Genomic DNA, 24,749 nt, shown 5'->3' with positions numbered 1-24,749 from the left:
GGGATCAAGTCTTATATAAGATATAATTTTGCTGCGATGCAACAGTGCAAATTTGCCGCACCACTTGGCAGGTTTGAGACATGCACCGCCTCCGGAAGTGCTGGTCCGCAAAGCCGCCACGCCGGTCAAATCCAACACAGCCCCATCAGATGACCCCCACCCCGAGCAAAGAAGTTTTTATCCAGGGCATCACCAGTGATGGCCGGACCTTCCGCCCCAGTGATTGGGCCGAGCGCTTGGCCGGTGTCCTGTGCCAGTTTCGCCCCGGCGGCCCACAGCCTGGCGGCCACTTGAGTTACTCCCCCTGGTGTGTTCCCACAACCATCAATGGCGTGAAATGCGTGATCGTCCACCGCGATTTGCGCGACTATGACGTCATGGCCTGGGATTTCGCCATGAATTTCGCCCGCGACAATAACCTGCAGGTGGCCGAAGCCTGCCTGGTGCCCGACCCAGCCAAAAAGGTCTGAGAAAAATCGCGCGGGGATCAAACCCAAAGGGTTTTGTCATAAATGTTTGGCACAAGAGTTGCATCATCAAGGCAATTCCTACGGCTAAACCCATGCAACGCTCCTCCGCCCCGCTCGACCGCCAGATGCTTCGCGTCCTGGTGACACTGCTGACCGAAACCAGCCTTCAACGCGCCGCCGAGTGCCTGCGCCAAACCCCCGAAGCCATTGAAAACGCCTTGCACAAGCTGCGCCGCGTGTTCCGCGATGACTTGCTGCAGACCGTGGGCACCGCGCTGGTGCCAACGGCCCATGGTCTCACCGTGCTGGAAAGCGCCCGCACCGCGTTATGGGCCATAGAAGACCTGATGGCCGAAAGCAGCGCCATGCCACGTCGCCACAACGTGCCACGGCACATCAACACCAGCACAGATGCCTGCGAGTTGGCGCTGGCGCACATCGCACCGGCCTGACACCTCAGCGCACAGCAGCCGATGAGAAAAGCCGTCAGGTTTGCGCCTGGCGGCTTTTATTTTTAGGCTTACCCAACGAAAAAACCCTCGGAGCTTTCGCTCCGAGGGTTTCCTGCTTTTGCTTTGCTGGCAGCGCACCCACACAACGGCGGACTGAAATCAGTCCGGGCGGTGCGCTTAAATTTAAGCGGCGGCCAGGGCCAAGGCTTTCACCTTGGCGCTCAGACGGCTCTTGTCGCGAGCGGCCTTGTTCTTGTGGAAGATGCCCTTGTCGGCAACGGTGTCAACCACGGCTTGCATCTTGGCAAACAGTTCGCTTGCCTTGGTCTTGTCGCCAGCGAGAACAGCCTTTTCGACGTTCTTCACAGCGGTACGGTACTTGGAACGCAGCGAGGTGTTCGCAGCGTTGATCTTGATGTCCTGGCGGACGCGTTTACGGCCCGACGCCAGGCGTGGGTTCTTTTTCTTTGGTTTGGTTGCCATGATATGTATTCCTTGAGGTTAGAGGGATGTTGCCAGCAAAGCCCACCATTATAGCAAGCGTCCACTCACCTGCCAAAAGCCGGGCCTGACAAGCCTGCAGGCCGGGCTACACTCAGCCGGTGAGTTTATTCAAAGCCGCCTCGACCATCTCCCTCCTAACGCTGGCCTCCCGCATCACCGGTTTGGCACGCGAGTTGTTGATGGCCTCGCTGTTTGGGGCCAGCGCCATGACCGACGCGTTCAACGTCGCGTTCCGCATCCCCAACCTTTTTCGCCGCCTGTTTGGCGAAGGCGCGTTCAGCCAGGCCTTTGTGCCGGTGCTGGCCACCAGCAAGGCCAAAGACGGCGAAGAAGCCACCAAACAACTTGTAGACCACGTGGCCACCGTGCTTACCTGGGTATTGCTGGCCACCACCGTACTCGGCGTCATAGGCGCGCCGTTCATGGTCTGGGCCCTGGCCAGCGGCTTTGAAAAAGACCCGCATGGTTTCGAGGCGGCGGTGTTCATGACGCGGCTGATGTTCCCCTACATCGCCTTCATGTCGCTGGTGGCGCTGGCCTCGGGCATTTTGAACACTTGGCGCCGCTTCGCCATTCCGGCGGCCACACCGGTTTTACTGAACCTCGCCATGTTGTCCGCCGCCTGGTGGGGCTCGCCCTGGCTGCAGGCGCGGGGCATTGAGCCGATTTACGCCATGGCCGGCGGGGTGATGTTGGGCGGCGTGCTGCAACTGGTGGCACAAGTGCCCTCGCTCGTCCAACTCGGCATGTTGCCGCGCATTGGCCTGAGCTGGCGCGCCCTGCGCACCGCCTGGCAGGACCCCGGTACACGCCGCGTCGGCAAACTCATGATGCCAGCGCTGCTGGGTGTGGGTGTGGCGCACGTGTCGCTGTTGATCAACACCCAGATCGCCTCGCACCTGGCCCCAGGCAGCGTGAGCTGGCTGGGTTATGCCGACCGCCTGATGGAATTCCCCACCGCGCTGCTGGGCGTAGCCCTGGGCGTGGTACTGATGCCGCAGCTCAGCGCCGCCCGCGCCGCCGGTGACGACATACGTTACTCCGGCATGCTCGACTGGGGCCTGCGCCTGGTGATGGTGTTCTCGGTGCCCAGCGCCGTGGCCCTGCTCACCTTCACCCAGCCGCTGGTGGCCACGCTCTACCACTACGGCAAGTTCACCGCCTACGACGTGCAGCAAACCACGCTGGCGCTGATGGGCTACGGCGTGGGTTTGATCGGCCTGGTCGCCATCAAGGTGCTGGCCCCCGGCTTCTACGCCAGCCAGAACATCCGCACGCCGGTGATGATTGCCGTGGCGGTGTTGATCCTCACGCAGATGTTCAACTTGGTGATGGTGCCGTGGCTGCAACATGCAGGTTTGGCCTTGTCCATCGGCCTGGGCGCACTGGTCAACGCCACCTGGCTGCTCATCGGCCTGCTGCGCCGGGGCAGCTTCAAGCCTTCCCCAGGTTGGGGCGTGTTTTTGCTGCAGGTGATTGCCGGCAGCGCCCTACTGGCCGTGTTCCTGATCTGGGCGGGTTCTGCCGTGGCCTGGACAGAAGTCCGCGGCCTTAAAAGAATTGCGCTTCTGACGGCTGTCCTGGCTGCGTCAGCCGCTATTTATTTCATAGCCACCTGGGCGGCCGGACTGAAGCTGCGGAAATTGCTCAAGCATTCATCCGATTGAGTCGGCCGCTGGTACAGTGTTTGCAGAGTTGTTCTTATGCCTTTGAGCTTTGAAGCCCCCACACCGCTGGAATATTTCTCGTCACTGGTCGAGAGTGACACCTCTTTCCCCCTGCTTGAAGCCGCCGCCAGCCTGGCGCACGACGAATACCCCGACCTAGACGTCCAGCAGGTACTGGGCGACGTGGACCAGCTGCACGCCCGCCTCAAACGCCGCCTGCCGACCGATGCCCCACCACTGCAACGCCTGCGCGGGCTGAACCAGTTCTTCTACCGTGACCTCGGTTTTGGCGGCAACGCCAACGACTACTACGACCCCGACAACAGCTACCTGAATGCGGTGCTGCGCACCCGCCGCGGCATCCCGATTTCGCTGGCCATCCTGTGGCTGGAACTGGCCCAAGGCATAGGGCTGAACGCGCGTGGCGTAAGCTTCCCCGGCCACTTCATGCTGAAGGTCAACCTGCCCAAGGGCCAGGTGGTCATGGACCCGCTCAGCGGCCAGTCGCTCAGCCGCGAAGACCTGATGGAGCGGCTTGATCCCTTCCGCCGCCGCAATGGCTTGGTAGACGACTTTGAAGTGCCGCTAGGCCTGTACCTGCAGTCAGCCCCTGCCCGCGACATCCTGGCGCGCATGCTGCGCAACCTGAAAGAAATCTACACCACGCAACGCGATTGGCCACGATTGGTGGCGGTGCTGGAGCGATTGGTGGTGTTGCTGCCCGGTGCCTTGGACGAGGTGCGCGACCGGGGCCTGGCGCACGCCGAAGCCGGCCACACCCAATTGGCCGTGGCCGACCTGGAACACTATCTGCGACTCGGTGAAGACATTCTGGACGGCGCCGCCATCCACGAACGGCTGGCCGTGCTGCGCCGCGCGACCAGCTAACGCGCGGTCTAGAGTTCTGCGCTTAGCCCTTCGCAGGGGCGTCGCTCAAAAACAGTTCCTGCAGATCGCTCAAAAAGTCAAAGCCCCGCTCGGTAGGCCGCACACGCGCAAAGTCGCGCGTGATCAAGCCACGCTTTTCGGCCTCGGCCAGACCTTTTTGGATGGACGTGATGGGCAAGCCGGTGCGCTGGGAAAACTGTTCCAGCTCAAAACCTTCGCGCAGGCGTAGCGCGTTGAGCATGTACTCAAAGGGCAGATCTGCGCGGGCGACTTCTTCCTCTTGCGTCACCGCGTTGCCCTGCAAGGCTTTGTCCATGTACAGGCCGGGTTCGCGGTAACGCACCTGGCGGATCACGCGGTGCGGAAAGCTGATCTTGCCGTGCGCGCCAGCACCTATGCCGATGTAGTCGCCAAACTGCCAGTAATTGGTGTTATGGAAGCAGCCATGGCCCGGCAACGCATAGGCCGACACCTCGTAGCGCGCCATGCCTTTGGCGCCGGTGCTCGCGGTGATCATGTCGAGCATGGTGTAGGCGATGTCGTCCTCGGGCAGACGCGGCGGAAACTTGGCGAAGTAGGTGTTGGGCTCGATGGTCAGCTGGTAGATCGAGATATGCGGCGGGCGCAGCGCGAGTGCGGTGTCTATGTCTTGCTGCAGCTCTTCCAGCGTTTGGCCGGGCAGCGCGTACATCAGGTCGAGGTTGAAGGTTTCGAATGACTGGGCCGCCTCTTCCACCGCTGCCAGCGCCTGGTCGCGGTTGTGCACGCGGCCCAACGCCTTCAGGTGTTGGTCGTTGAACGACTGCACCCCCACCGACAAACGTGTGACGCCCGCACCACGGTAGGCGCGGAAGCGGTCTTTTTCGAACGTGCCGGGGTTGGCTTCGAGCGTGATTTCACAGTCGGCCTCCAGCTTCAAGCGTGCGCGGATGGCGCTGATGAGTTGGTCGATGGCCGCGGGCGAAAACAGGCTGGGTGTACCGCCTCCGATGAAGATGCTGTGCACCGTGCGGCCCCAGGTCATGGGCAAGGTGGCTTCCAGGTCAGCGATCAATGCATCGATGTAGCGCTGTTCAGGGATACCGCCATCGGCTTGAGGCGCTTCGGACTCTGCTGCGCCCGGGCGATGCAGTTGTATCGTTTTCTCACCCGCCCCACGCCATTCATGCGAGTTGAAGTCGCAATACGGGCACTTCTTCAGGCACCAGGGCAGGTGCACATAAAGCGACAGCGGCGGCAGCGACGGCAGCTGCAGCAGGCCGGGGCGAAGAAAGTACTGGACGTCGTTGGGCATGGAGTCGAAACGGCTGGCCGCGTCAGGTCAATGACGCGGCTTGGCTGGGAAAATCAGGGGATGGGCGAGATTGTCCGAGTTTTCGACTCGCCCGGAGGCCGTAAGGCTAAAACCAACGATCCCGCATCAAGGCCAGCATGTCGCGCGCGGCGCGGCCACGGTGGCTGTTGGCGTTTTTCACCTCGGGCGTCAGCTGGGCAAAGGTCTTGCCGAATTCAGGCAAAAACATCACCGGGTCAAAACCAAAACCGCCGTCGCCCACGGGCTCCTGCGTGATCTGGCCGACCACACGGCCCACGGCGATCAACGGCTCGGGGTCTTGCGGCGAGCGCACGGCGACCAGGGTGCTGACCAGCGCGGCGCGGCGATTGGCTTCGCCCTTCAACTGCTCGAGCAACGCGCGCACGTTGTTGGCGTCACCCTTGGGGTAGCCGAACTGCGTAGCGTAGTAGGCGGTGTCCACGCCCGGCAGGCCGCCAAAGGCATCAACACACAGGCCGGCGTCGTCGGCCAGCGCGGGCAGGCCGCTGTGCTCGGCGGCGTGGCGCGCTTTGGTGAGTGCGTTTTCGACAAAGGTGCGAAAGGGCTCGTCGGCCTCGGCAATGCCGAGTGAAGACTGGGCCACCAACTCCACCCCCAGCGGCGCAAACAAGGCTTGCAACTCAAACAACTTGCCGGGGTTGTTGGACGCCAAAACGATCTTGGACAAAATAGGACTCCTAGGCTTTATGGACGTGCGCAAGCCGCTCTCATTTAGCGAGCGCTTCGCGCTGCAGCGTAATCAGTTCAGCAATGCCTTTTTCGGCCAATTCCAGCAGCGCATTCATCTCGGCGCGGCTGAACGCCGCACCTTCGGCCGTGCCCTGCACTTCCACAAAGTGGCCAGCGCCGGTCATCACCACGTTCATGTCGGTGTCGCAGGCCGAGTCTTCGGTGTATTCCAGGTCGAGCAACGGTGTGCCTTGGAGCAAACCCACCGAGATCGCGGCCACCGCACCGGTGATAGGGCTTTCCTTGAGCTTGCCCGTGGCCAACAGCTTTGACACCGCATCTTGCGCCGCCACAAACGCGCCGGTGATGCTGGCCGTGCGGGTGCCGCCATCGGCCTGCAACACGTCGCAGTCAAGGTGGATGGTGCGTTCGCCGAGCTTCTTCAGGTCGAACACCGCGCGCATAGAGCGGCCGATGAGGCGCTGGATTTCCTGTGTGCGGCCGCTTTGTTTGCCACGTGCGGCTTCGCGGTCACTGCGTGTGTGCGTGGCACGCGGCAGCATGCCGTATTCGGCCGTCACCCAGCCTTCGCCGCTGCCTTTTTTGTGGCCCGGCACCTTTTCTTCGACCGACGCGGTGCACAGCACCTTGGTGTCGCCAAACTCGATCAGCACCGAGCCCTCGGCGTGGATGGTGAACGCGCGGGTGATGCGCACCGGGCGCAGTTGGTTGGCGGCACGGCTGCCGTTACGGACAAATTCGGTCATTTTGATCTCTACAGTTGGACCAGCAGGTGACGCTGGTGAATTTAAAAGTTTAGCCAAGTCATATGGCGATCGGCAGAGGCACTGCCGAACCGGCTTTGCCGGACCGCAGCGACGCCCCTGCGAAGCGGCGGCGGCCACACGCTGTGGGCCCCAAGCCCTGAGGGGTCAGATTTTCCGAGCGGCCGTGCGTTTGATGGCGGCGTTGATCTCGGCAATGGAGCGCTCGATGGCGGCATCGTCCAATTCCTCAACCGCGCCGTCGAGATCATGCAGTTCCACCGTCGAGGCGAATTCGCCCTCGCCTATGGAGTCCGGGGAAATGCCCTGGGCCGAATCGAAGGGGTCGGGTGTTTCCCATTCCAGCGCAATGGCGGTCACGTTGTCACTGGTCGGGCCGCCGTTGCGCAGCGCCATCTCCACCAGTTCTGGCACCACGTGCGACACCGGGCCCGAGGCCACGACACGCACGATTTCAGCATCCGACAAATTGCCCCACACACCGTCGGAGCACAGCAACAAACGGTCGCCCATCTTCAACTTGACCGGGCCGGTGGATTCAAACGTCGGCTTGCTGGGCGAACCCAGGCAGGTAAACAACACATGGCGGCTCACCCCTTCTGGCGCCACATGGCCGTGTGTTGCGCCCTGCTCCAGATAAGAATGGTCAAGCGTGCGCACAAACAGCGCGCCATCGCGCACCAGGTACAGGCGCGAATCACCGCAATGCACCCAACTGGCGGTGTTGCCCTGCAACACCGCCGCCACAAGCGTGGTGCGCGGTGTGTCCAGCATGCCGCGTTCGCCCGCGTAGCGCAGCAGGCGGTGGTGCGCCGCCAGCAACGCATCTCTCAAAAACTCGCCGGGGCGGGAAATCAACGGTTTGGCACGCTGTTGATACTGGTGGGTGACGGTTTGCACCGCCAGTTGCGAAGCCACTTCGCCTTCAGGATGGCCACCCATGCCGTCGGCCAGCACAAACAAGCCCGAGCCGCGCGTGTAGCAATAACCCATGCGGTCTTCGTTCTTGACACGGCCTCCTTTGCGGCTGACCTGAAAGACGGAGAACTTCACTTGGTCTTGGAACCCAGGCTGGTGGTGATGTCTTTGACGTTCTTCTTGGTGTCGGAAACCAGGGTATCGAATTGCAGACGGATCTTCTCGCCCACCGACAGCTTGGTATAACGCCGCTCGCCTTCGCGGCTGAGTTCTTTTTGCAACGCAAAAACCGATTGCGGGCGCGACAACGGGTCCACCGACATGCACCACTCCACCACCTCGATCAGGTTGTCGGAGTACACGCCGCGCAGCCGCGTCAGCGCCAGCGTCAACCTGTCCTTCTCCAGCCGCTGCGGCGCTTCACTGGGCGGATAGCCTTGCATGCAGGCGTAGATGCAGGCGCCAATGGCGTAGATATCAGTCCAAGGCCCCATGGTGGCGTCACGCCGGTACATCTCGGGCGCGGCGAAACCGGGCGTGTACATCGGCCGGATGAAATTGCCCTCTTTGTTCAGCACTTCGCGCGCGGCGCCAAAGTCTATGAGCACGGCCTTGTTGTCGTCCGTGACGAAGATGTTGGCCGGCTTGATGTCCAGGTGCAGCATCTTGTGCTGGTGCACGATGCGCAAGCCACGCAGGATCTCGTCAAACAGCGAGCGTATCGTGGACTCGCGAAACACCTTTTGTTTGCGCAGGTCGCGCGAGGTGATGATGAAGTCCTGCAGGGTCGCGCCCTCCAGGTAGTTCATCACCATGTAGACGGTTTCGTTCTCGCGGAAGAAGTTCAGCACACTCACCACGGAAGGGTGAGAGATCTGCGCCAGCGAACGGCCTTCCTCAAAGAAGCTTTTCAGCCCCAGGCGGTAGAGCGAGAGTTTTTCAGACGGCACCTGCGGCAGCAACTCACCCACGGCACGCGTGGCAAGCGAGGTCGGCAGGTATTCCTTGATGGCGACCTGTTGGCCTTCCATATCAAGCGCGAGGTACACCACGCCGAAACCGCCCGATGAAAGGCGGCGAACGATGCGATAACCTCCAATGACTGTGCCGGGCGGCAACGTGGCCGGTTTGATCTTTGACATATTTTCGGATGGGGGATCGCAACGCTGGCTGAACCCGGTATTCTTGGGCCAACCATAACCATCTAACAGACCAACAAATGCCAGTTTACAGCATGACTGGCTATGCCAGTGCCCAGCACAGCACAGCCACAACGGGTTCCGAATCCGAAACCAAAAGTGCCCCGGCAAGGCGCTTGGGGCTTGAAATCCGCGCCGTCAACAGCCGCTTCCTCGACCTGACTTTTCGTCTGCCGGACGAGTTGCGCAGCAAAGAACCGGCGCTGCGCGAATTGCTCACCGCCAAGCTCAAACGCGGCAAGGTTGAAGTGCGCGCGGCCTTCGAGCAGAACGGCTCCAGCGAGTTGCCCGCGCCGTCGCCCCGGCTGATGCAGCAACTCAACTCCCTGCAGGATTCGGTGCGCGCCTGGCTGCCTTCCGCAGCCCCCTTGAGCGTCGCCGAGGTACTGCGGCTGTCGGCGGTCGAACAAGCACCTACGGCTGATCTGGGCGAAGCCATCGTGCCGCTGGCCGAAAAAGCGCTGAAAGAACTGCTGGCGTCGCGCCAACGCGAGGGCACGCGCCTGGCCAGCATGCTCAAAAGCCATGTGACACAACTGCGCGCCTTGGCAGCACAAGCCCAGCCACTGATTCCGCAACTGGTGGAGCAGCAGCGCCAACGTTTTGTCGAGCGCTGGACCGAAGCCATGGCTCTGACCGACGGCGCCACCCTGCCCGAAGCCGCCCAGGAGCGCGCCCTGAGCGAAGCCACGGCCTTCGCCATCCGCATCGACGTGGCCGAAGAGCTGACACGCCTGGACTCGCACCTGGAAGAAATCCAGCGACTGATCGACAAAGGCGGCGAGATCGGCAAGCGCCTGGACTTCCTGATCCAGGAACTGCACCGCGAGGCCAACACCATGGGCTCCAAGTCGGCCGCGCTGGAGCTGACACGCATCTCCGTGGACATGAAGGTGCTGATCGAGCAACTGCGCGAACAGGTACAAAACATTGAGTAAACCAGGCCTGGCCGCCAGAAGGTAAAATATCGCTACTTTATTGATAGCAGCTTACATACCATCACCATGGACTACCCCGGAAATCTGATCGTCGTTGCGGCACCCAGCGGTGCTGGCAAGTCGAGCCTGGTCAAAGCCCTGCTGGAGCTTGACTCCAAGGTGCAGCCCTCGGTCTCACACACCACACGCGCGCCCCGCGGCCAGGAGAAACATGGCCGCGAGTACTTTTTCGCCTCCCGCGAAGAATTCGACAGCATGGTCGCCGCGGAGGCTTTTCTGGAGTGGGCCGAGGTGCACAACCATCGCTACGGCACCTCGCGCAAAGCCATTGAAGACCGCATTGCGCAAGGCGCCGATGTCATTCTGGAAATCGACTTCCAGGGCGCCATCCAGGTCAAGTCGATTTTTGCCAACGCGGTGCTGATCTTCATACTGCCGCCGAGCTGGGAAGAGTTGCGCTCACGCCTGGAGCGCCGCGGCGAAGACTCCGCCGAAGTGATTGAATTACGCCTGAAAAACGCGTCCGTCGAGATGGCACAGGCTTCGAAGTTCGACTTCGTTATAATCAACGAGTTATTTGACAAGGCCGTTTTCGATCTTAAATCGATTGTTCACGCCCAACGGTTGAAGTTCCAAGCCCAGCGCAGAGCCCGGAGCGACACCTTCAAATCCCTGAACATCATCTAGTTTCCCGGAGAAATTCCATGGCACGTATTACCGTCGAAGATTGCTTGGTGCAAATCCCGAACCGTTTCCAACTGGTGTTGGCGGCCACCTACCGTGCCCGCATGCTGAGCCAAGGCCACACGCCAAAGATCGAAAGCAAAAACAAGCCCCTGGTCACCGCATTGCGCGAAGTGGCCGCTGGCAAGGTGGGCCTGGAAATGCTGAAAAAGGTCCCCACCTGATCGCTTTCCGCATCACCGCGTGATCACTGCTCACGTAGCCGCCAAAAAAGCACCGCCCAGCGGTGCTTTTTTTGTGCGCAAAACACTCGCGGCCATCGGCGCGCTATATTCAAGCCATGAGTGACGGATCCGTTCCCGTAGTCGCAGGCCCAGCCAAGCTCCCTGCAAAAAAAAGCCGCACGCCGGTAAGCCCCGCCGCGGTCAACGCAGCGGCTGCGAGTTTCGCGGCCCTGATGGCCAATTTGGAATACCTGGATGCCACCAGCGTGGAACAGGTGCGCCAGGCCTATCGCTTTGCGGATGAGGCCCATCTCGGTCAGTTGCGCAACAGTGGCGAGCCCTACATCACACATCCGATTGCCGTGGCGGCCCTGTGCGCCAGCTGGAAGCTGGATGCCCAGGCCCTGATGGCAGCTTTGCTGCACGATGCAATTGAAGACTGCGGCGTCACCAAGCCCGAGTTGATCGAGCGCTTTGGCGCGCCCGTGGCCGAGATGGTGGACGGCCTCACCAAGCTCGACAAGCTGGAATTCACCACCCGCGAAGAAAACCAGGCCGAATCGTTTCGCAAGATGCTGCTGGCCATGGCGCGGGATGTGCGCGTGATTTTGATCAAGCTGGCCGACCGCACCCACAATATGCGCACGCTGGGCGATACACCGCGTGAAAAGTGGGCACGCATCTCGCGTGAAACGCTGGACATCTATGCCCCGATTGCGCACCGCCTGGGTTTGAACCAGACCTACCGCGAGCTGCAAGACCTGTCGTTCCGCCACCTCATGCCCTGGCGCTACAACGTCTTGTCCAAAGCCGTGGCCAAGGCGCGTAGCCGGCGCCGCGACCTGGTGCAAAAGGTGCAGCAGGAGGTGGAAGCCACCTTCGCCAACTTCGGCATGATGATGCGCATGGCCGGGCGTGAAAAAACGCTTTACTCCATCTACCAGAAGATGGACGACAAACACCTGAGCTTTGCCCAGGTGACCGACATCTATGGCTTTCGCGTCATTGTCTCCAGCATTACCGACTGCTACACCGCACTGGGCTTGCTGCACCAGTTGTACAAGCCGGTGCCGGGCAAGTTCAAGGACCACATCGCCATCGCCAAGCTCAACGGCTACCAGTCGCTGCACACCACCTTGGTGGGCCCTTCCGGCGTGAACGTGGAGTTTCAGATGCGTACCGAGGCCATGCACGTGGTGGCCGAATCCGGCGTGGCTGCACACTGGCTTTACAAGGTGAACGAGGCCGACACCGCCACCGCCGACCGCTTGGGCACCAAATGGCTGCAGTCACTGCTGGACATCCAGGACGAAACCCGCGACGCGGCCGAGTTCTGGGACCACGTGAAAGTGGACCTGTTTCCCGATGCCGTCTACGTGTTCACGCCCAAGAGCCAGATCATGGCCATGCCGCGCGGTGCCACCGTCGTCGATTTTGCCTATGCCATCCACAGCAATGTGGGCGACCGCACGGTGGCGGCCAAGATCAACGGCGAGCAGGTGCCGCTGCGTACCGAGCTGAAAAACGGCGACATCATTGAAGTGATCACCGCGCCCGTGTCCACGCCGAATCCGGCCTGGCTGTCGTTTGTGCGCACCGGCCGCGCCCGCTCGAAAATTCGCCATCATCTGAAAACCCTGGCCTTGTCCGATTCAGAAAGCCTGGGAGAAAAGCTGTTGTCACAAGCCTTGCGTGCCGAAGGCATTGCCCAGTTGCCCAATGCCAGCCCCGAATTCCAGCCGCTGTGGGAACGCCTGCTGCGGTTCACCGGCAACCGCAGCCGCGCCGAACTGCTGACGGACATCAGCCTGGGCAAACGGGTTGCGGGCATTGTGGCCAAACGCCTCACGGTGCTGCTGACCGAAAGCGGCGAAAAGCCAAACGCCTTGTTGCTCAGCACAGAACGCTTTACGGCACACGAATCGGTGTCCCAAGGCGCGGTGATGATAGACGGCAGCGAAAACACCTCGGTGCAGTTTGCACGTTGCTGCCGCCCGATTCCCGGCGACGACATCGTGGGTTATCTGGGCCGTGGCGAGGGCTTGGTGGTGCACATCGCCCAGTGCGGCGTGGCGCGACGGCTGCAGCACAAAGACGCAGAACGTTTCATCGCGGTGGACTGGTCGGATGAACCCGTACGCACATTTGAAACCGGCATCACCACCACCGTGACCAATGGACGCGGCGTGTTGGCGCAAGTGGCTGCGGCCCTGGCGTCGGCAGAAGTGGACATCACCCATGTCGACATGGGCCAGGACGAAGGCCAGGATGCCAACGATTTACGGCTGGTGATCGCCGTGCAGGACCGCACGCAGCTTGAAAACGCTTTGCGGCACCTGCGCCGCACTCCGCACGTGCTGAAAGCGGTACGGGCGATTCCAGCAGCCTAGGACTGCGCCGGGCCAGGCGCCGGGTAGGTCACCTCCAGCACCTCAATGTCTTGCACGCCCTGCGGCGACTGCAGGCGCACCACGTCGCCCTCTTTGGCCTTCAGCAGTGCACGCGCGACTGGTGACACCCAACTCACCTGCCCTTGCAGGTTGTCGGCTTCGTCGACACCCTGGATCGTCACCGTGCGCTCCACGCCTGCCGCGTCGGCGTAGGTCACGGTGGCACCAAAAAACACCTGGTCGTTGCCATGGTGTACCGCCGGGTCGACGACCTCGGCGATCTCCAGGCGCTTGGTGAGAAATCGAATGCGCCGGTCAATCTCGCGCAGGCGCTTCTTGCCGTAGAGGTAGTCACCATTTTCTGAACGGTCGCCGTTGCTCGCGGCCCAATGCACACTTTCCACGATCTTCGGACGTTCGTTGTCGATGAGATCCAACAACTCGGTGCGCAACCGAACATAGCCGTGGGTGGTGATGTAGTTCTTGCCGCCAGCAGGCAATGCGGGTTGGCCGATTTCGTCATCGTCTTCGGCGCCATCGGTCTCGCGGGTAAATGCCTTGCTCATGCGCCATTGTCGGCCAATCGGCAAAAAGGCTACCGCGTACGCGTCGAAGAAACCATACAGCCCCTGCAGCACCAGGGGACTACCGAATCCCTTCTTCACGTAGCGGCGCCCCCTCAATTCATCAGACCACGACCAGCGGCAGCTTACAAGGCGTTCATTCAGTATCTTGACTTGAATTTGGCATGTCAACGCAACGCGTGCAGACTTCTCCCAGCCGAATCCCGTAGACCCGTCGCTTTTGGCCCACGACCACGCAGAGGCGCTAGTCACGGTCATGCCTTCAGTGTCACACTTAGTGACGAATCCACCTTGTTCGGCCACCCCAGACACCATCCCTACAAAGGCATTCAGGCCTATGAAGTTCCAAGTCGTCACTGACAGGTTTACCAGAGTCGCATTGTTCTGCGCTGCCCTCACGCTCTTCACCGGAGGCGCACAGGCAAGCGAATCCAATCCTCCAGCCTCCGCGCCACAGCTCGCGTCGCCTGCCGTCAAGAGCCCAAGCAAAACAGCCGCACACCAAGAAGAAGCCACCGTGATGTTGGCGAATCGCCCCGTCATGGTCTTCAGAGCGCCGTTGCTGGGCATTCCACCCGCCGAGCGGGTGTGGCGCACCGAGCGCATTCTGGGGGCACGGTTGAACCTCGGTGGCCCCAACCAGGTCACCGTCAAAAATGAACCGCAAGGCAGCGCCATCATGCTCGATGGTGCATTCATCACGCTGCTGCAACCCGATGATGTAGACACACTCACCGGGCAGACACTCGACATGGCCACACAAGCCACTGTGGCAGCCCTGGAACAAGCGATTGCCGAAACGCGTGAGGGGCGTGACCATCAACGCCTGCTGCGCGGCCTGGGTGCATTGGCCATCGCCACAGTGCTGCTGGCGGCTGCGTTGTGGGGAATTGTGCGCTTCCGCCGCTGGATCATCCGGCGTGTGGCGCGGGTGGTGACGCGTGCCGCAGAAAACGTCAGAGTCGCCGGGGCGCCCCTGGTGCACTCCACACGCATGCTGGAGATCTCCGCCCGCTTTGTGGGGCTGGCCTCGTGGCTGCTGTTTGCCTTGTTTACCTACGAGTGGCTCAGTTACGCCCTCACCCGCTTTCCTTACACCCGCGCCTGGGGCGAACAACTTGACAGCTTTTTGCTTGGCATCGTGCTGCGCATTGGCAACGGCATCCTCAAGTCATTGCCCGATCTGGTCATTGCGGCGGTGATCCTTGGCATGGCCAAAGTGCTAATCGGGGCGCTGAAGCCTATCTTCAAACGTGTGGAAACCGGCCAGGCCCGCGGCGGCTGGCTGGACAGCGACATGGTCGGCCCCACCCGGCGCCTGTCATCCATCGGGATCTGGTTGTTTGCATTCGTGATGGCCTACCCCTATCTGCCGGGAGCAGATAGCGAAGCGTTCAAAGGTGTGTCGGTGCTAGTCGGCTTGATGCTGACACTGGGCGGCTCCAGCCTGATTGGGCAGGCAGCCAGCGGGCTGATCCTGATGTATTCCCGCACGCTGCGCGTAGGTGAGTATGTGCGCATAGGTGACCAGGAAGGCACGGTGCATGAACTGGGTTCGTTCACCACCAAGATCCGCACTGGCCTGGGGGAAGAAGTGTCCGTGCCGAATGCGTTGGTACTCGGGGGAGTGACCAAGAACTACTCGCGCACGGTGCAGGGCAAGGGCTACATCGTCGACACCGCGGTGACCATTGGCTACGACACGCCTTGGCGCCAGGTCGAAGCGATGCTGATTGAAGCCGCGCACCGCACACCCGGCATCTTGGCCGATCCCAAGCCCAGGGTGGTGCAGACTGGCTTGTCCGATTTCTACATCGAGTACCGACTGATAGGCCAGGCCGTGCCCAGCGAGCCCCGGCCACGCGCCGAGGTCTTGAACAGCTTGCACGGATGCATCGTGGATGTGTTCAACGAACACGGCGTGCAAATCATGTCGCCGCATTACCTGGGCGACCCAGCACAAGAGAAGCTGGTGCCCCGTGGAGGCTGGTATCCGCCGCCTGCACGCCGCCCCCAGGAAGACCCCACACATTCATGACATCAGCCGGCGCGCGGCTGGAAGCGTCGCACACATTGCATGACGCTTCTGCCGCGAAACACAGGAGAGGCGAAGTTGCGGCAAAGCGATGGCACAAACGAAAAAGTCCTAGAACATTTCTGTTCTAGGACCACTCGTTTGGTGCGGCTGGCAGGAATTGAACCCACGACCCCTTGGTTCGTAGCCAAGTACTCTATCCAACTGAGCTACAGCCGCTGAAGCCACTATTCTACATCGGATTTTTCAGTTTTGTCTAGTCCCCGCAACTTTTCTGAAAAAAACTTGCACAACATGCTTTGCGCTTACTTCTCGGCGAACGCGCGTTCGACCACGAAGTCGCCAGGCGTAGACGTGTTGCCTTCCTTGAAGCCACGCGCTTCGAGCATGTGCTTCAGGTCGACCAGCATGCCCGGGCTGCCGCACAGCATGACGCGGTCGTCGGCCGGATTGAAATCGGGCAATTGCAAATCGGTGAACAGCTTGCCATTGGCCAGCAGTTCGGTGATGCGGCCCATGTTGCGGTAAGGCTCGCGCGTCACCGTGGGGTAGTAGCGCAGCTTGCTGCTCACCAGTTCCCCCAGGATCTCGTGTGCTGGCAAATGCTCGGTCAGCATGTCGTGGTAGGCCAGCTCTTCCACTTGGCGCACGCCGTGCACCACGATCACTTGATCGAAACGCTCATAGGTTTCAGGGTCGCGCACGATGCTGAGGAACGGCGCCAGGCCCGTGCCCGTCGACAGCAGGTACAAATGCTTGCCGGGCAGCAAATAGTCGGTCACCAACGTACCGGTGGGTTTGCGGCCCACGATGATGGGGTCGCCCACCTTGATGTGCTGCAGACGCGAGGTCAGCGGGCCCTCTGGCACCTTGATGCTCAAGAATTCCAAATGGTCTTCATAGTTGGCGCTGGCGATGCTGTAAGCGCGCAGCAGCGGCTTACCGTTGTCGCCCATCAGCCCGATCATGGTGAAGTGGCCATTGCTAAAACGCAGCGAGGGGTCTCGCGTCGTGGTGAAGGTAAACAACCGGTCCGTCCAGTGGTGCACGCTCAGCACACGCTCTTCGTTGAATGCGCTCATGTTTTTTCAGACAGTAAAGTAGTAAAAATCGCCGCCATTATTTCACATTAGCCTAGTGTTATCCCGGGTGAGAAGCGTTTCACCTCGTCTGCATCAGGGCCTCCAAGCCGTGACAGGCACGACCGGCATCCCACCCATTCCGAATAAAAAGTGCTTGAAACGCTTTTGCAGTATGCGCAGGCCACTATGAAAATTGAAAGCCAAGTGCCGAATTAATCCGTCGCACCTGTGCGTGGCGCAATCTGCAGTGCCAGAAATGCCTGCCAAAACAACAGAAAAGCGACACGCGGCACATCCATCACACTGCTGACCAGGCCAACGATCAACACCCCCGCCAGCGACGCAGCCACGTACGGCGCGAGCGGGTTCCTGCGCACTCGGCCCAGCACCAGATGCCACAACGCCGCGCCCACCAGTACAGCGGTCAAGAGGAGGCCAAGCCATCCGCGCTCAATCAACAGTTCCAAATAAAGGTTGTCGATGTGCCAGGGAAGGAAGTAGGTTTGCGCAGAGGGGAACCAATGCGCCAGGTTCTGCTTGAATTCGGTGTTTTGCAGCCATTGGCGGTTGTCGCGCAAGCTGAGCAGTTCGATCCGGCTCAACTGCAACTGCTCGCCCGGACCCAGCACGGACACCGCCAGCATCCCCAACCTGGGCGCATAGGCCGGGCCGCCTTTTTGCACCCGCCCCTGCAGCGGCACGGTGATGGTTTGCCAGAGTTGATTCGGCCTGGGCTGCAGGCGAACGTAGAGGCCTTGGCAGCCACCGTTGTAGAGCAAATGACGCTCACAAACCTGCAGGTAGATGTGCGCAAGCGTGGCCACCCTGGCGCTCAGCCGTACCCGGTAACGTTGGCCAGGGACGATATCCACACGCTGCGTCAACGCAAAGAATCCGTGCAGATCGGGGTTGGACTGCGGGCCAAAGATGTTGACCTGCGACTGCAAAGTGCCATCCGGCCCCGCAGCCGTCAACAGTCGCACCTGACCTGAGCGCTCGCCCTCCTCGTACGCATCGGAGTACAACGCGGGCAGGCGCCCAAGACCCTGGCCCCATAGCCACTCTTCGGGCGTCTTGAGCAAATCCATGCCGCGTGCCCAATGCTCCATGCGACTACCGAAATCCTTATCGGTCGCCGCCATGCGGTCTGCCATGTAAGAGCCGCCATGGAATACGCCCACGACCTCCAACACCAGCACCATCGCCAGCACAACACCGGCGCGTGCACGCCAGGTCCTGAGATGCAGACGGTGCCAGAAACGCTGAGTCAACTCGCGCGCATCCAGTCCCTTGCGCTGCAGCCACAACAACCCCGCCAACCACACCAACGGCACGGCGACCGATAGGTATACGCCACGCGCAAACGTGGTCAGGCAGACATAGGTGGCACCGCAGGCGAGCAAGGCCGCCAGCAGCCACTGCCAGGGCCGCTTGGCCAAACGCAAAGCCCAGACGACATAGGGCGCAGCCAACGCCAGATAGGCATCAATCGCCGCGCCACCAACATGCATCTCCCAGAACCAGGCAGTCGTGCGGTATTTGCTGGTGAAGTTCAGCAGCCCCGGAAAGGCCAGCCGCTCCCACAACACGGCAAACGTCACCAGCGCCATGCCAACCGCCATTCCCAAGGCGTAACGCGACAAGGCCGCACGCGGCGAGTGCCGCAAGGTGTCCCGCAACAACGGCACCGCCAGCGTGGCCCAGAGCAAGCTTTTGAACACACGCAGCCCGTTCAAGGGCTGCATGTAATCTTGAAAAAAACTGGGTAGCGCCGCCGGTGCAGCAATCCACCCGCGCGCCAGTGCCCATGCGCCGGCGCAGAACACCGCAAGCGGCAAAACGGCCCATGTAGCCGTCCGCCAATGAGACAAGGGACTGAGGTTTGTCGGCGGCAAGGACCAAAGCGACAACAGCACCCGGCCGTATCCACCCGCCAGAACGGCCAGCATCAACAGGTCAAACTCGTCGAATGTGAGCCAGCCGCTCCACGGCGAAAAATTCAGTGCGGGCAAACATGCGGGCACCAAGAACATCCACAGGCCGGGGCGCCAGAGTGCCGCCAAGGCCACACCAGCAAAAGCCACCAATGCCAAGGCTGGCAATAAAGGGTGGGCTGCGGCAAGACCTAGGCCGGCCACCAAACAGACCAGCGTCAGCAGGGCGGCAAAGAGGCGGCCTGGCTGGATTCCAAGCAATGCAGCCGCCAATGCTAGGCCAGCACCTCGACGCAGGCCGGGTGTCCCAGAAAACCATGCGGGCTGGCGCTGGCGCCGTAGGCACCGGACTGGAAGATCACCACCAGGTCGCCCTCTTGCGCGACCGCAAGATCCATGCGGTCGGCCAGCAAGTCGAGCGGCGTGCACAAGGGTCCAACAACCGACGCGCTTTCGCGCGCGCTACTTTCGGCTTGTGTGCCCACCATCACCGGATAGTTCTTGCGCACCACCTGGCCAAAATTGCCCGACGCGGAGAGGTGGTGGTGCAGACCACCATCGGTGACCAGGAACACCTGGCCACGTGACAGCTTGCGGTCGACCACGCGCGCCACGTACACCCCCGCCTCACCCACCAGGTAACGACCCAGCTCGATGACGAACTCGGCCCCCGGCAGCTCGGTTTTGGCCTGTGCCGCGAGTGCCGCCAGGTTGTCGCCTATGGGCGCCAAATCCAGTCTTTGCTCACCTGGAAAATAAGGAATGCCGAAACCACCGCCCAGGTTCAGAAAACGCACCGGCGACGGCGCATATGCGGCCAGGCGCACGGCCAACGCGTAAGACTTTTGCTGGGCCTCACAAATGGATTCCGGACGCAGATTCTGTGAGCCGGCAAAAAGATGAAAACCCTCAAAGGCCAGGCCCGCCGCACCAATGGCGGCCAATACCTCGGGCATGGCCTCCACGTCCACACCGAACTGCTTTGGACCTCCGCCCATCTTCATGCCCGAGCCCTTCAGCTCAAAATCCGGGTTCACACGCACGGCCACACGCGCAGGCAATCCCAGCTCAGCGGAGATCTTTTTCAGCAAGGCGACTTCACGCATCGACTCCAGATTCACCAGTACCCGCGCTGCCACGGCTTGCCGCAACTCGGCTTCGCGTTTGCCAGGCCCGGCGAAACTCACCTCGCGAGGATCGGCACCCGCATCCAGCGCCACCTTCAGCTCACCGGCAGAGGCGACATCAATACCGTCCACCAATCCGGCCATCAGCCCCACCACTGCAGGCATGGGGTTGGCCTTCATCGCGTAGTGCAGCTTCACACTCGACGGCAATGCAGCGCGCAGCTCGGCTACACGCGCACGCAGCAGACCACGGTCGTAGGCATAAAACGGCGTTTGCCCCACCCTGGCCGCCAATACAGAAAGCTTTTCACCGCCGACCACCAACTCACCGTCGCGTATAGGGAATGGCGGCAAGGGAGCGTGTACAGGTGTAGGGCGAGCGGGTGCAGTCATGTTGCGAGGTGTGTAGGGGGTGAACTTGTTCAGTTGGCTTGGCGCTCAAGCCACTGGGTCGACAAAAGTTTGCGGTCAATCTTGCCATTCGGGTTACGCGGCAAGGGGCCGTCCATCACGTCGACACCGGCCGGCACCATGTAGGCAGGCATGCGACTGCGGCACTGGGCCAGCAAAGCGTTTAGATCCAAACTGCCCCCTTCGGGCGCCGTGGCAATGACCTGCACCGCCTGCCCCCAGGCCGGGTGGTCCACGCCAAATGCCACACACTCACCCACCAGCTTCGAGGCATACAACACCTCTTCCACTTCGGTGGGGCTGATGCGGTAGCCAGACGATTTGATCATCTCGTCGCGTCGGCCAATGAAATAGAGAAAGCCATCCGCGTCCTGCTTGACGGTGTCGCCAGAAAAAACCGCATATTCGGGCAATTGCAGGCCGGTATTGCGTCCGGGCGCATGGGACGCCAACAGTTTGTAGCGCTCAGCCGTTTTTTCTGCGTCGTTCCAGTAGCCCATGCCCACAAGCGCGCCACGGTGCACCAGCTCACCGGGCTCGTCCGGGGCGCAAGGCATGCCATCTTCACGCAGCACCAGGATTTCAGCGTTGGGTATGGCTTTGCCGATCGAATCCGGACGGCGATCAACCTCTTCGGGCGGCAGGTAGGTCGACCGAAACGCCTCGGTCAAGCCGTACATCAGAAATGGCTTTGCGCCGGGCACACGTTCACGCAACAGCGAAAGCGTTTCATGCGGCATACGCCCGCCAGTGTTCGCAAAGTACCGCAGGTTCTCGCGGATGGCGGCAGGCCACTCCTGCTGCGTGAGCTGAATATAAAGCGGCGGAACGGCCGTCAGCCCCGTGACCTTTTCCTTCTCCATCGCCTTGAGCACATCGCGCGGCATCAGGTAGTTGAGCAAGACCACACGGGCACCCGTATGAAAGGCGGTGGTCAACTGACTGAAGCCCGCATCAAAGGACAAGGGCAGCGCCGCCAACAGCGTATCGCCGGCGTGATTCTGCAAATACGCCGCAACGCTTTTCGCGCCGGCCACCATGTTGCGATGCGAAAGCACCACCCCCTTGGGCTTACCCGTGCTGCCCGACGTGTACAGAATAGCCGTCATGTCGACGTCAATGACGCGGTGTCCAGCCAGGGTGGGACTCGACATAAACGCGCTCCAACCGTGAACAGCTTGTGCGCCACCGACTGGTGTTGCGGCAGCAGCCGCCGATGCAACGGAATCGGTGACCACGATGTGCTTCAGATCCGGGCAAGCGGGCAATACATCGGCCAACATCCCCAGTCGCTCAGGGGAAGTCACCAATAACTGCACATTGCAATCGCGCAGAATAAACGCTACCTGCTCAGGCTTGAGCAATGGGTTCAATGGAACAAATACCAGCCCCGCCGCTGGCGCGCCAAAGCTCGCGACTACGGTCTCGACCCGCTTGTCCAGATAAATGGCCACACGGGCCCCACGGGGCAGCTTGAGCCCCATCAGCCCGGATGCAAAGCGAGACACCAACGAGGCCAGCTCTTCATAGCTGGTGGTCGCACCGGCGAAGCTGAGAGCGGCGCCTTGAGGTGTACGTTGCGCTGCCGCGTAAATGAGTTCAGGCAGTAGCGTAGATTCGGTCATATCACGTCACGTCCAGGACGGAAATCAATATTTATGCCAAAAGTATCGCACAGGCATTTCACCCATCCCGCCTAAAATGTACGGTTTGTATACGCAAACCATAAAGGGATCAGTCAATGGACGTCGCGCAAGAAGTCATCCGTGTTTTGGACGAGGTGCTCAGTTTGAACGGTCGCTCGGCCTCCTTCAATCGCGATACCCCGCTGCTGGGCGCAATACCGGAACTGGATTCAATGGCCGTGGTTTCACTGATCACGGGTCTGGAAGACCATTTTGGTTTTGCCATTGACGACGACGATATTGATGGCAGCACGTTTGAAACCCTTGGCACCCTCACGGACTTTGTTTCCGGCAAAGTAGCCGCCTGATTCGGGCAAAGGCAGACATACCACTGTGCAGCAGCCCCAAGTTTTCTTCAGCGACGCGGAACCAGGACAGCGGTTCAATATTTTCTATCCCGCACAAAGTAATACGCCACGCGGAACCATTGTTTATGTTCACCCTTTTGCTGAGGAGATGAACAAATCGCGCCGTATGGCGGCTGTTACTGCGCGTAGGCTGGCGCAAGCGGGGTTTGGCGTTCTGCAAGTCGATTTGCACGGGTGTGGCGATAGTTCTGGTGATTTTGGTGATGCGAGCTGGTCCAACTGGGTGCAGGATGTCGTACAGGCAAGCCAACACGCCCTGCGTCTTTCGCCTGCACCGCTTTGGTTATGGGGACTTCGCGCCGGCTGCCTGGTCGCCAGTGAAGCGGCCCGGCATCTTGACGTTGCTGCCAATTTCATTTTTTGGGCGCCGCCGTCGAACGGAAGCCTGCTGCTACAGCAGTTTCTGCGTCTGAAACTCGCCGGTGACATGGTGAGTGGTGGTGCCAAGGGCGGCATGGAGGCACTACGGCAACAACTCGCGAGCGACCAGGCGGTGGAAATCGCTGGTTATCAACTAGCGCCTGCGCTTGCCAATGGCCTAGGGGCTGCGACGTTGGCGGCGCCACGCCAAACTGGTCATCTGTTATGGCTAGAAATCTCTAACAAGCCTGATGCGACTTTGTCGCCTGCGTCGAATAAAACGATTGCGACCTGGCAAAACGCAGGAGTTCAAGTACATAGCGAAATCGTGCCAGGCCCTGCTTTCTGGCAGACCTCGGAAATCGAACTCGCACCAGCGCTAGAGGAGGCGACTCTTTCTGCGATTCGGCAAACTTTGTTGCCCGAGGTCGCAACATGAGTCCGTACACTGAAATCGCAGACACCTTCTGCAGTGGTTCGCACACCCTGGTGGGCGTGCTCAGCTTGCCCGCAGACTCAGAAGCAGCGCCCACTGTCGGCGTCGTGATCATCGTCGGCGGCCCGCAATACCGGGCTGGAAGTCACCGCCAATTTGTGCTTCTCGCACGTACTTTGGCCAGTGCCGGCTATCCAGTCCTACGCTTCGACTACGCCGGCATGGGCGACAGTGAAGGTGATCAACAAAACTTTGAAACCACCTCCACCGATATTGGCGCAGCCATCTCCCAGCTTCAACGGCGAGCCCCTTCCCTTACCAAAATAGCACTTTGGGGCCTGTGCGACGGTGCTTCAGCAGCCTTGTTGTATCTGCAAAGCAATGAAGACTCACGCATAGCCGGTTTGTGCCTGCTCAACCCCTGGGTTCGTTCAGCGGAAAGTCTGGCGCGGACACAGGTCAAACACTACTATCTCGAAAGACTGCAACAGCGCGAATTTTGGGCCAAGCTCTTGCGCGGCAAGGTTGCGATAGAAGCGGTCAAAGGCCTTGTAGCCAACCTCAGCGTTGCGACAAGAGGAAAAAAGAGTGACCCTAAAAATGCTGTGCTACAAAACTATCAGCAAAAAATGGCTCTGGCATGGCATCGATTTGAAGGGCAGATTTTGCTAATCCTTAGTGGCAGGGACTACACCGCAAAGGAGTTTGTGGAGTACACGCAAACGCATGGCGAATGGCAAACCGCCTTTCAACATCAAAATCTCGAACGCCTGGATTTGGCTCAAGCTGACCATACGTTTTCCGATGTCCCCGACCGCACCGCGGTGGAGCATCGGACACTTAGCTGGCTGCACAAAATCGCCGCCAACACACATCGCCCGGAGAAATTTCGGCAGTGAAGTTCAATCAAAATGTGGGAATGGTCAAAATGATTCGACACACTCTTGCACCGTCCTTGGTGACGCTTCTTGCGCTGATTGGCACTTGCGGCGCGACATTTGCACAAACCGCTCAAGGGGTGTCCTGCGGCAACCTCGCCAATCACTACGGCCCTTTTGATTACCGCGTAGACAAAGACAAGCTGGGCATCGTAGAGCATGCTCACTTTACCCCTGCAGTCGAAAACCTGATCTCAGGCAATACTGACTCTGTGGGAGCCGACATTAACTATACGTTGCATACCTTCCCAAACCACCATAGAGCACTTCTCTCTATGGCCAAATTGGGTGAAAAGCAAAAAACCAATCAGCCCAAAGGTGCCAACTTTACAGTTGAATGTTATTTCGAACGTGCCGTGCGCTTCCAGCCCAGCGATACCATTGCCCGCGCTTTGTATGCACAGTATTTGCTAAAGAATGGCCGTAAAAATGAGTCCATTACGCAATTGGATATTGCAAATCAATATGCCAAAGAAAATCCATTTTCTATTTTCAATATTGGATTGCTTTACTTCGAAGCCGGAGCTTTTGATAAAGCGTTAACCCAAGCTCAGCGGGCCCAGGAACTGGGTTTCCCTAGAACCGAATTGATTGACATGTTGAAGCAAGCCAACAAGTGGCAGGATCCGCCCCAAAAGTAGCGCGATCAAATGATCAATCCGTGG

General features: G+C 60.3%; 24 protein-coding genes and 1 tRNA gene. 13 read left to right on the top strand and 12 right to left on the bottom strand.

The genetic code is table 11. The features are described from left to right. Positions 1-149: 149 nt before the first annotated feature. Positions 150-470, top strand: coding sequence for a DUF3579 domain-containing protein (locus ACFQ95_RS18710; protein ID WP_422833372.1), 321 nt, complete (start codon positions 150-152; stop codon positions 468-470). A 92-nt stretch (positions 471-562) separates the two neighbouring features. Next, positions 563-922: a LysR family transcriptional regulator gene (locus ACFQ95_RS18705; protein ID WP_422833370.1), complete on the top strand. Its 360-nt coding sequence runs from the start codon at positions 563-565 to the stop codon at positions 920-922. A 183-nt stretch (positions 923-1,105) separates the two neighbouring features. Here the strand turns inward: ACFQ95_RS18705 and rpsT are convergent, their stop codons facing one another. After that, a complete protein-coding gene (gene rpsT, locus ACFQ95_RS18700; RefSeq protein WP_422833369.1) occupies positions 1,106-1,405 on the bottom strand; it encodes a 30S ribosomal protein S20 in 300 nt (99 codons plus the stop codon). A gap of 119 nt (positions 1,406-1,524) precedes the next feature. Here rpsT and murJ point away from each other — a divergent pair, with 119 nt between their 5' ends. Together murJ and ACFQ95_RS18690 are read left to right on the top strand one after the other, a co-directional pair. Then, positions 1,525-3,093 (top strand): murein biosynthesis integral membrane protein MurJ, encoded by a 1,569-nt coding sequence (gene murJ, locus ACFQ95_RS18695; protein WP_422833368.1) that lies wholly within the window; start codon positions 1,525-1,527, stop codon positions 3,091-3,093. 36 nt (positions 3,094-3,129) lie between these two features. After that, positions 3,130-3,981 (top strand): SirB1 family protein, encoded by an 852-nt coding sequence (locus tag ACFQ95_RS18690; protein WP_422833366.1) that lies wholly within the window; start codon positions 3,130-3,132, stop codon positions 3,979-3,981. A 22-nt stretch (positions 3,982-4,003) separates the two neighbouring features. Here the strand turns inward: ACFQ95_RS18690 and hemW are convergent, their stop codons facing one another. From hemW to ACFQ95_RS18665, 5 genes are all read right to left on the bottom strand, one after another. Further along, positions 4,004-5,275 (bottom strand): radical SAM family heme chaperone HemW, encoded by a 1,272-nt coding sequence (gene hemW / locus ACFQ95_RS18685; protein WP_422833364.1) that lies wholly within the window; start codon positions 5,273-5,275, stop codon positions 4,004-4,006. A 106-nt stretch (positions 5,276-5,381) separates the two neighbouring features. Further along, a complete protein-coding gene (rdgB, locus tag ACFQ95_RS18680; protein ID WP_422833437.1) occupies positions 5,382-5,987 on the bottom strand; it encodes an RdgB/HAM1 family non-canonical purine NTP pyrophosphatase in 606 nt (201 codons plus the stop codon). A gap of 37 nt (positions 5,988-6,024) precedes the next feature. Continuing rightward, a complete protein-coding gene (gene rph, locus ACFQ95_RS18675; protein ID WP_422833363.1) occupies positions 6,025-6,753 on the bottom strand; it encodes a ribonuclease PH in 729 nt (242 codons plus the stop codon). A gap of 165 nt (positions 6,754-6,918) precedes the next feature. Beyond that, positions 6,919-7,824 carry a PP2C family protein-serine/threonine phosphatase gene (locus ACFQ95_RS18670; RefSeq protein ID WP_422833362.1) on the bottom strand — a complete coding sequence of 302 codons (906 nt, stop codon included), beginning with the start codon at positions 7,822-7,824 and terminating at the stop codon, positions 6,919-6,921. Then, positions 7,821-8,831: a serine/threonine protein kinase gene (locus tag ACFQ95_RS18665; RefSeq protein WP_422833360.1), complete on the bottom strand. Its 1,011-nt coding sequence runs from the start codon at positions 8,829-8,831 to the stop codon at positions 7,821-7,823. Before ACFQ95_RS18665 ends, ACFQ95_RS18670 begins: the two co-directional genes overlap by 4 nt. Before the next feature lie 77 nt (positions 8,832-8,908). Between ACFQ95_RS18665 and ACFQ95_RS18660 the strand changes: the two genes are divergently transcribed. The 4 genes from ACFQ95_RS18660 (at position 8,909) to ACFQ95_RS18645 (ending at position 13,124) form a co-directional block, all read left to right on the top strand. Further along, positions 8,909-9,826 (top strand): YicC/YloC family endoribonuclease, encoded by a 918-nt coding sequence (locus tag ACFQ95_RS18660; protein WP_422833358.1) that lies wholly within the window; start codon positions 8,909-8,911, stop codon positions 9,824-9,826. A gap of 66 nt (positions 9,827-9,892) precedes the next feature. Further along, positions 9,893-10,513 (top strand): guanylate kinase, encoded by a 621-nt coding sequence (gmk, locus tag ACFQ95_RS18655; protein ID WP_422833356.1) that lies wholly within the window; start codon positions 9,893-9,895, stop codon positions 10,511-10,513. A gap of 17 nt (positions 10,514-10,530) precedes the next feature. Beyond that, entirely contained in the window at positions 10,531-10,734 is a 204-nt protein-coding gene (gene rpoZ / locus ACFQ95_RS18650; protein ID WP_422833354.1) for a DNA-directed RNA polymerase subunit omega, read from the top strand. Positions 10,735-10,967: 233 nt separating this feature from the next. After that, positions 10,968-13,124: a RelA/SpoT family protein gene (locus tag ACFQ95_RS18645; protein WP_422833352.1), complete on the top strand. Its 2,157-nt coding sequence runs from the start codon at positions 10,968-10,970 to the stop codon at positions 13,122-13,124. Here the strand turns inward: ACFQ95_RS18645 and greB are convergent. Continuing rightward, positions 13,121-13,690 carry a transcription elongation factor GreB gene (gene greB / locus ACFQ95_RS18640; RefSeq protein ID WP_422833435.1) on the bottom strand — a complete coding sequence of 190 codons (570 nt, stop codon included), beginning with the start codon at positions 13,688-13,690 and terminating at the stop codon, positions 13,121-13,123. The two genes, ACFQ95_RS18645 and greB, sit on opposite strands and share 4 nt — an antisense overlap. A gap of 538 nt (positions 13,691-14,228) precedes the next feature. On the opposite strand from greB, the gene ACFQ95_RS18635 reads away from it, so the two are divergent. Continuing rightward, complete coding sequence (locus tag ACFQ95_RS18635; RefSeq protein ID WP_422833433.1) at positions 14,229-15,746, top strand: mechanosensitive ion channel family protein; 1,518 nt, start codon at positions 14,229-14,231, stop codon at positions 15,744-15,746. Positions 15,747-15,885: 139 nt separating this feature from the next. Here the strand turns inward: ACFQ95_RS18635 and ACFQ95_RS18630 are convergent. The 5 genes from ACFQ95_RS18630 to ACFQ95_RS18610 form a co-directional block, all read right to left on the bottom strand. Further along, positions 15,886-15,962, bottom strand: a tRNA-Arg gene (locus tag ACFQ95_RS18630). An 86-nt stretch (positions 15,963-16,048) separates the two neighbouring features. After that, positions 16,049-16,825, bottom strand: a complete 777-nt coding sequence (locus ACFQ95_RS18625; protein ID WP_422833351.1) for a ferredoxin--NADP reductase — start codon at positions 16,823-16,825, stop codon at positions 16,049-16,051. A 212-nt stretch (positions 16,826-17,037) separates the two neighbouring features. Then, positions 17,038-19,020, bottom strand: coding sequence for a hypothetical protein (locus tag ACFQ95_RS18620; protein ID WP_422833349.1), 1,983 nt, complete (start codon positions 19,018-19,020; stop codon positions 17,038-17,040). A 14-nt stretch (positions 19,021-19,034) separates the two neighbouring features. Next, positions 19,035-20,279: a pyridoxal-dependent decarboxylase, exosortase A system-associated gene (locus ACFQ95_RS18615; RefSeq protein WP_422833348.1), complete on the bottom strand. Its 1,245-nt coding sequence runs from the start codon at positions 20,277-20,279 to the stop codon at positions 19,035-19,037. Positions 20,280-20,308: 29 nt separating this feature from the next. Next, the gene (locus ACFQ95_RS18610) at positions 20,309-21,922 is read right to left on the bottom strand and encodes an acyl-CoA ligase (AMP-forming), exosortase A system-associated (RefSeq protein WP_422833347.1); all 1,614 of its coding nucleotides are present in this window, start codon (positions 21,920-21,922) and stop codon (positions 20,309-20,311) included. Between the two features lie 116 nt (positions 21,923-22,038). Between ACFQ95_RS18610 and ACFQ95_RS18605 the strand changes: the two genes are divergently transcribed. From ACFQ95_RS18605 to ACFQ95_RS18590, 4 genes are read left to right on the top strand one after another with little or no spacing between them, the layout of a single operon-like run. Continuing rightward, positions 22,039-22,290: an acyl carrier protein gene (locus ACFQ95_RS18605; protein WP_422833346.1), complete on the top strand. Its 252-nt coding sequence runs from the start codon at positions 22,039-22,041 to the stop codon at positions 22,288-22,290. Between the two features lie 25 nt (positions 22,291-22,315). Beyond that, positions 22,316-23,149, top strand: coding sequence for a hydrolase 2, exosortase A system-associated (locus tag ACFQ95_RS18600; RefSeq protein ID WP_422833344.1), 834 nt, complete (start codon positions 22,316-22,318; stop codon positions 23,147-23,149). Next, a complete protein-coding gene (locus ACFQ95_RS18595) occupies positions 23,146-24,045 on the top strand; it encodes a hydrolase 1, exosortase A system-associated (protein ID WP_422833343.1) in 900 nt (299 codons plus the stop codon). Before ACFQ95_RS18600 ends, ACFQ95_RS18595 begins: the two co-directional genes overlap by 4 nt. Beyond that, entirely contained in the window at positions 24,042-24,725 is a 684-nt protein-coding gene (locus ACFQ95_RS18590; protein WP_422833342.1) for a tetratricopeptide repeat protein, read from the top strand. The genes ACFQ95_RS18595 and ACFQ95_RS18590 overlap by 4 nt, the downstream gene beginning before the upstream one ends. The last annotated feature ends 24 nt before the right edge of the window (positions 24,726-24,749 follow it).

It is taken from the genome of Variovorax sp. HJSM1_2 (genome assembly GCF_049316285.1).
In the GTDB taxonomy this organism is placed as follows: Bacteria; Pseudomonadota; Gammaproteobacteria; order Burkholderiales; family Burkholderiaceae_C; genus Rhodoferax_B.
The sequence above is the reverse complement of the archived record's forward strand: the minus strand, read 5'-3'. Positions and strand labels throughout refer to the sequence as shown.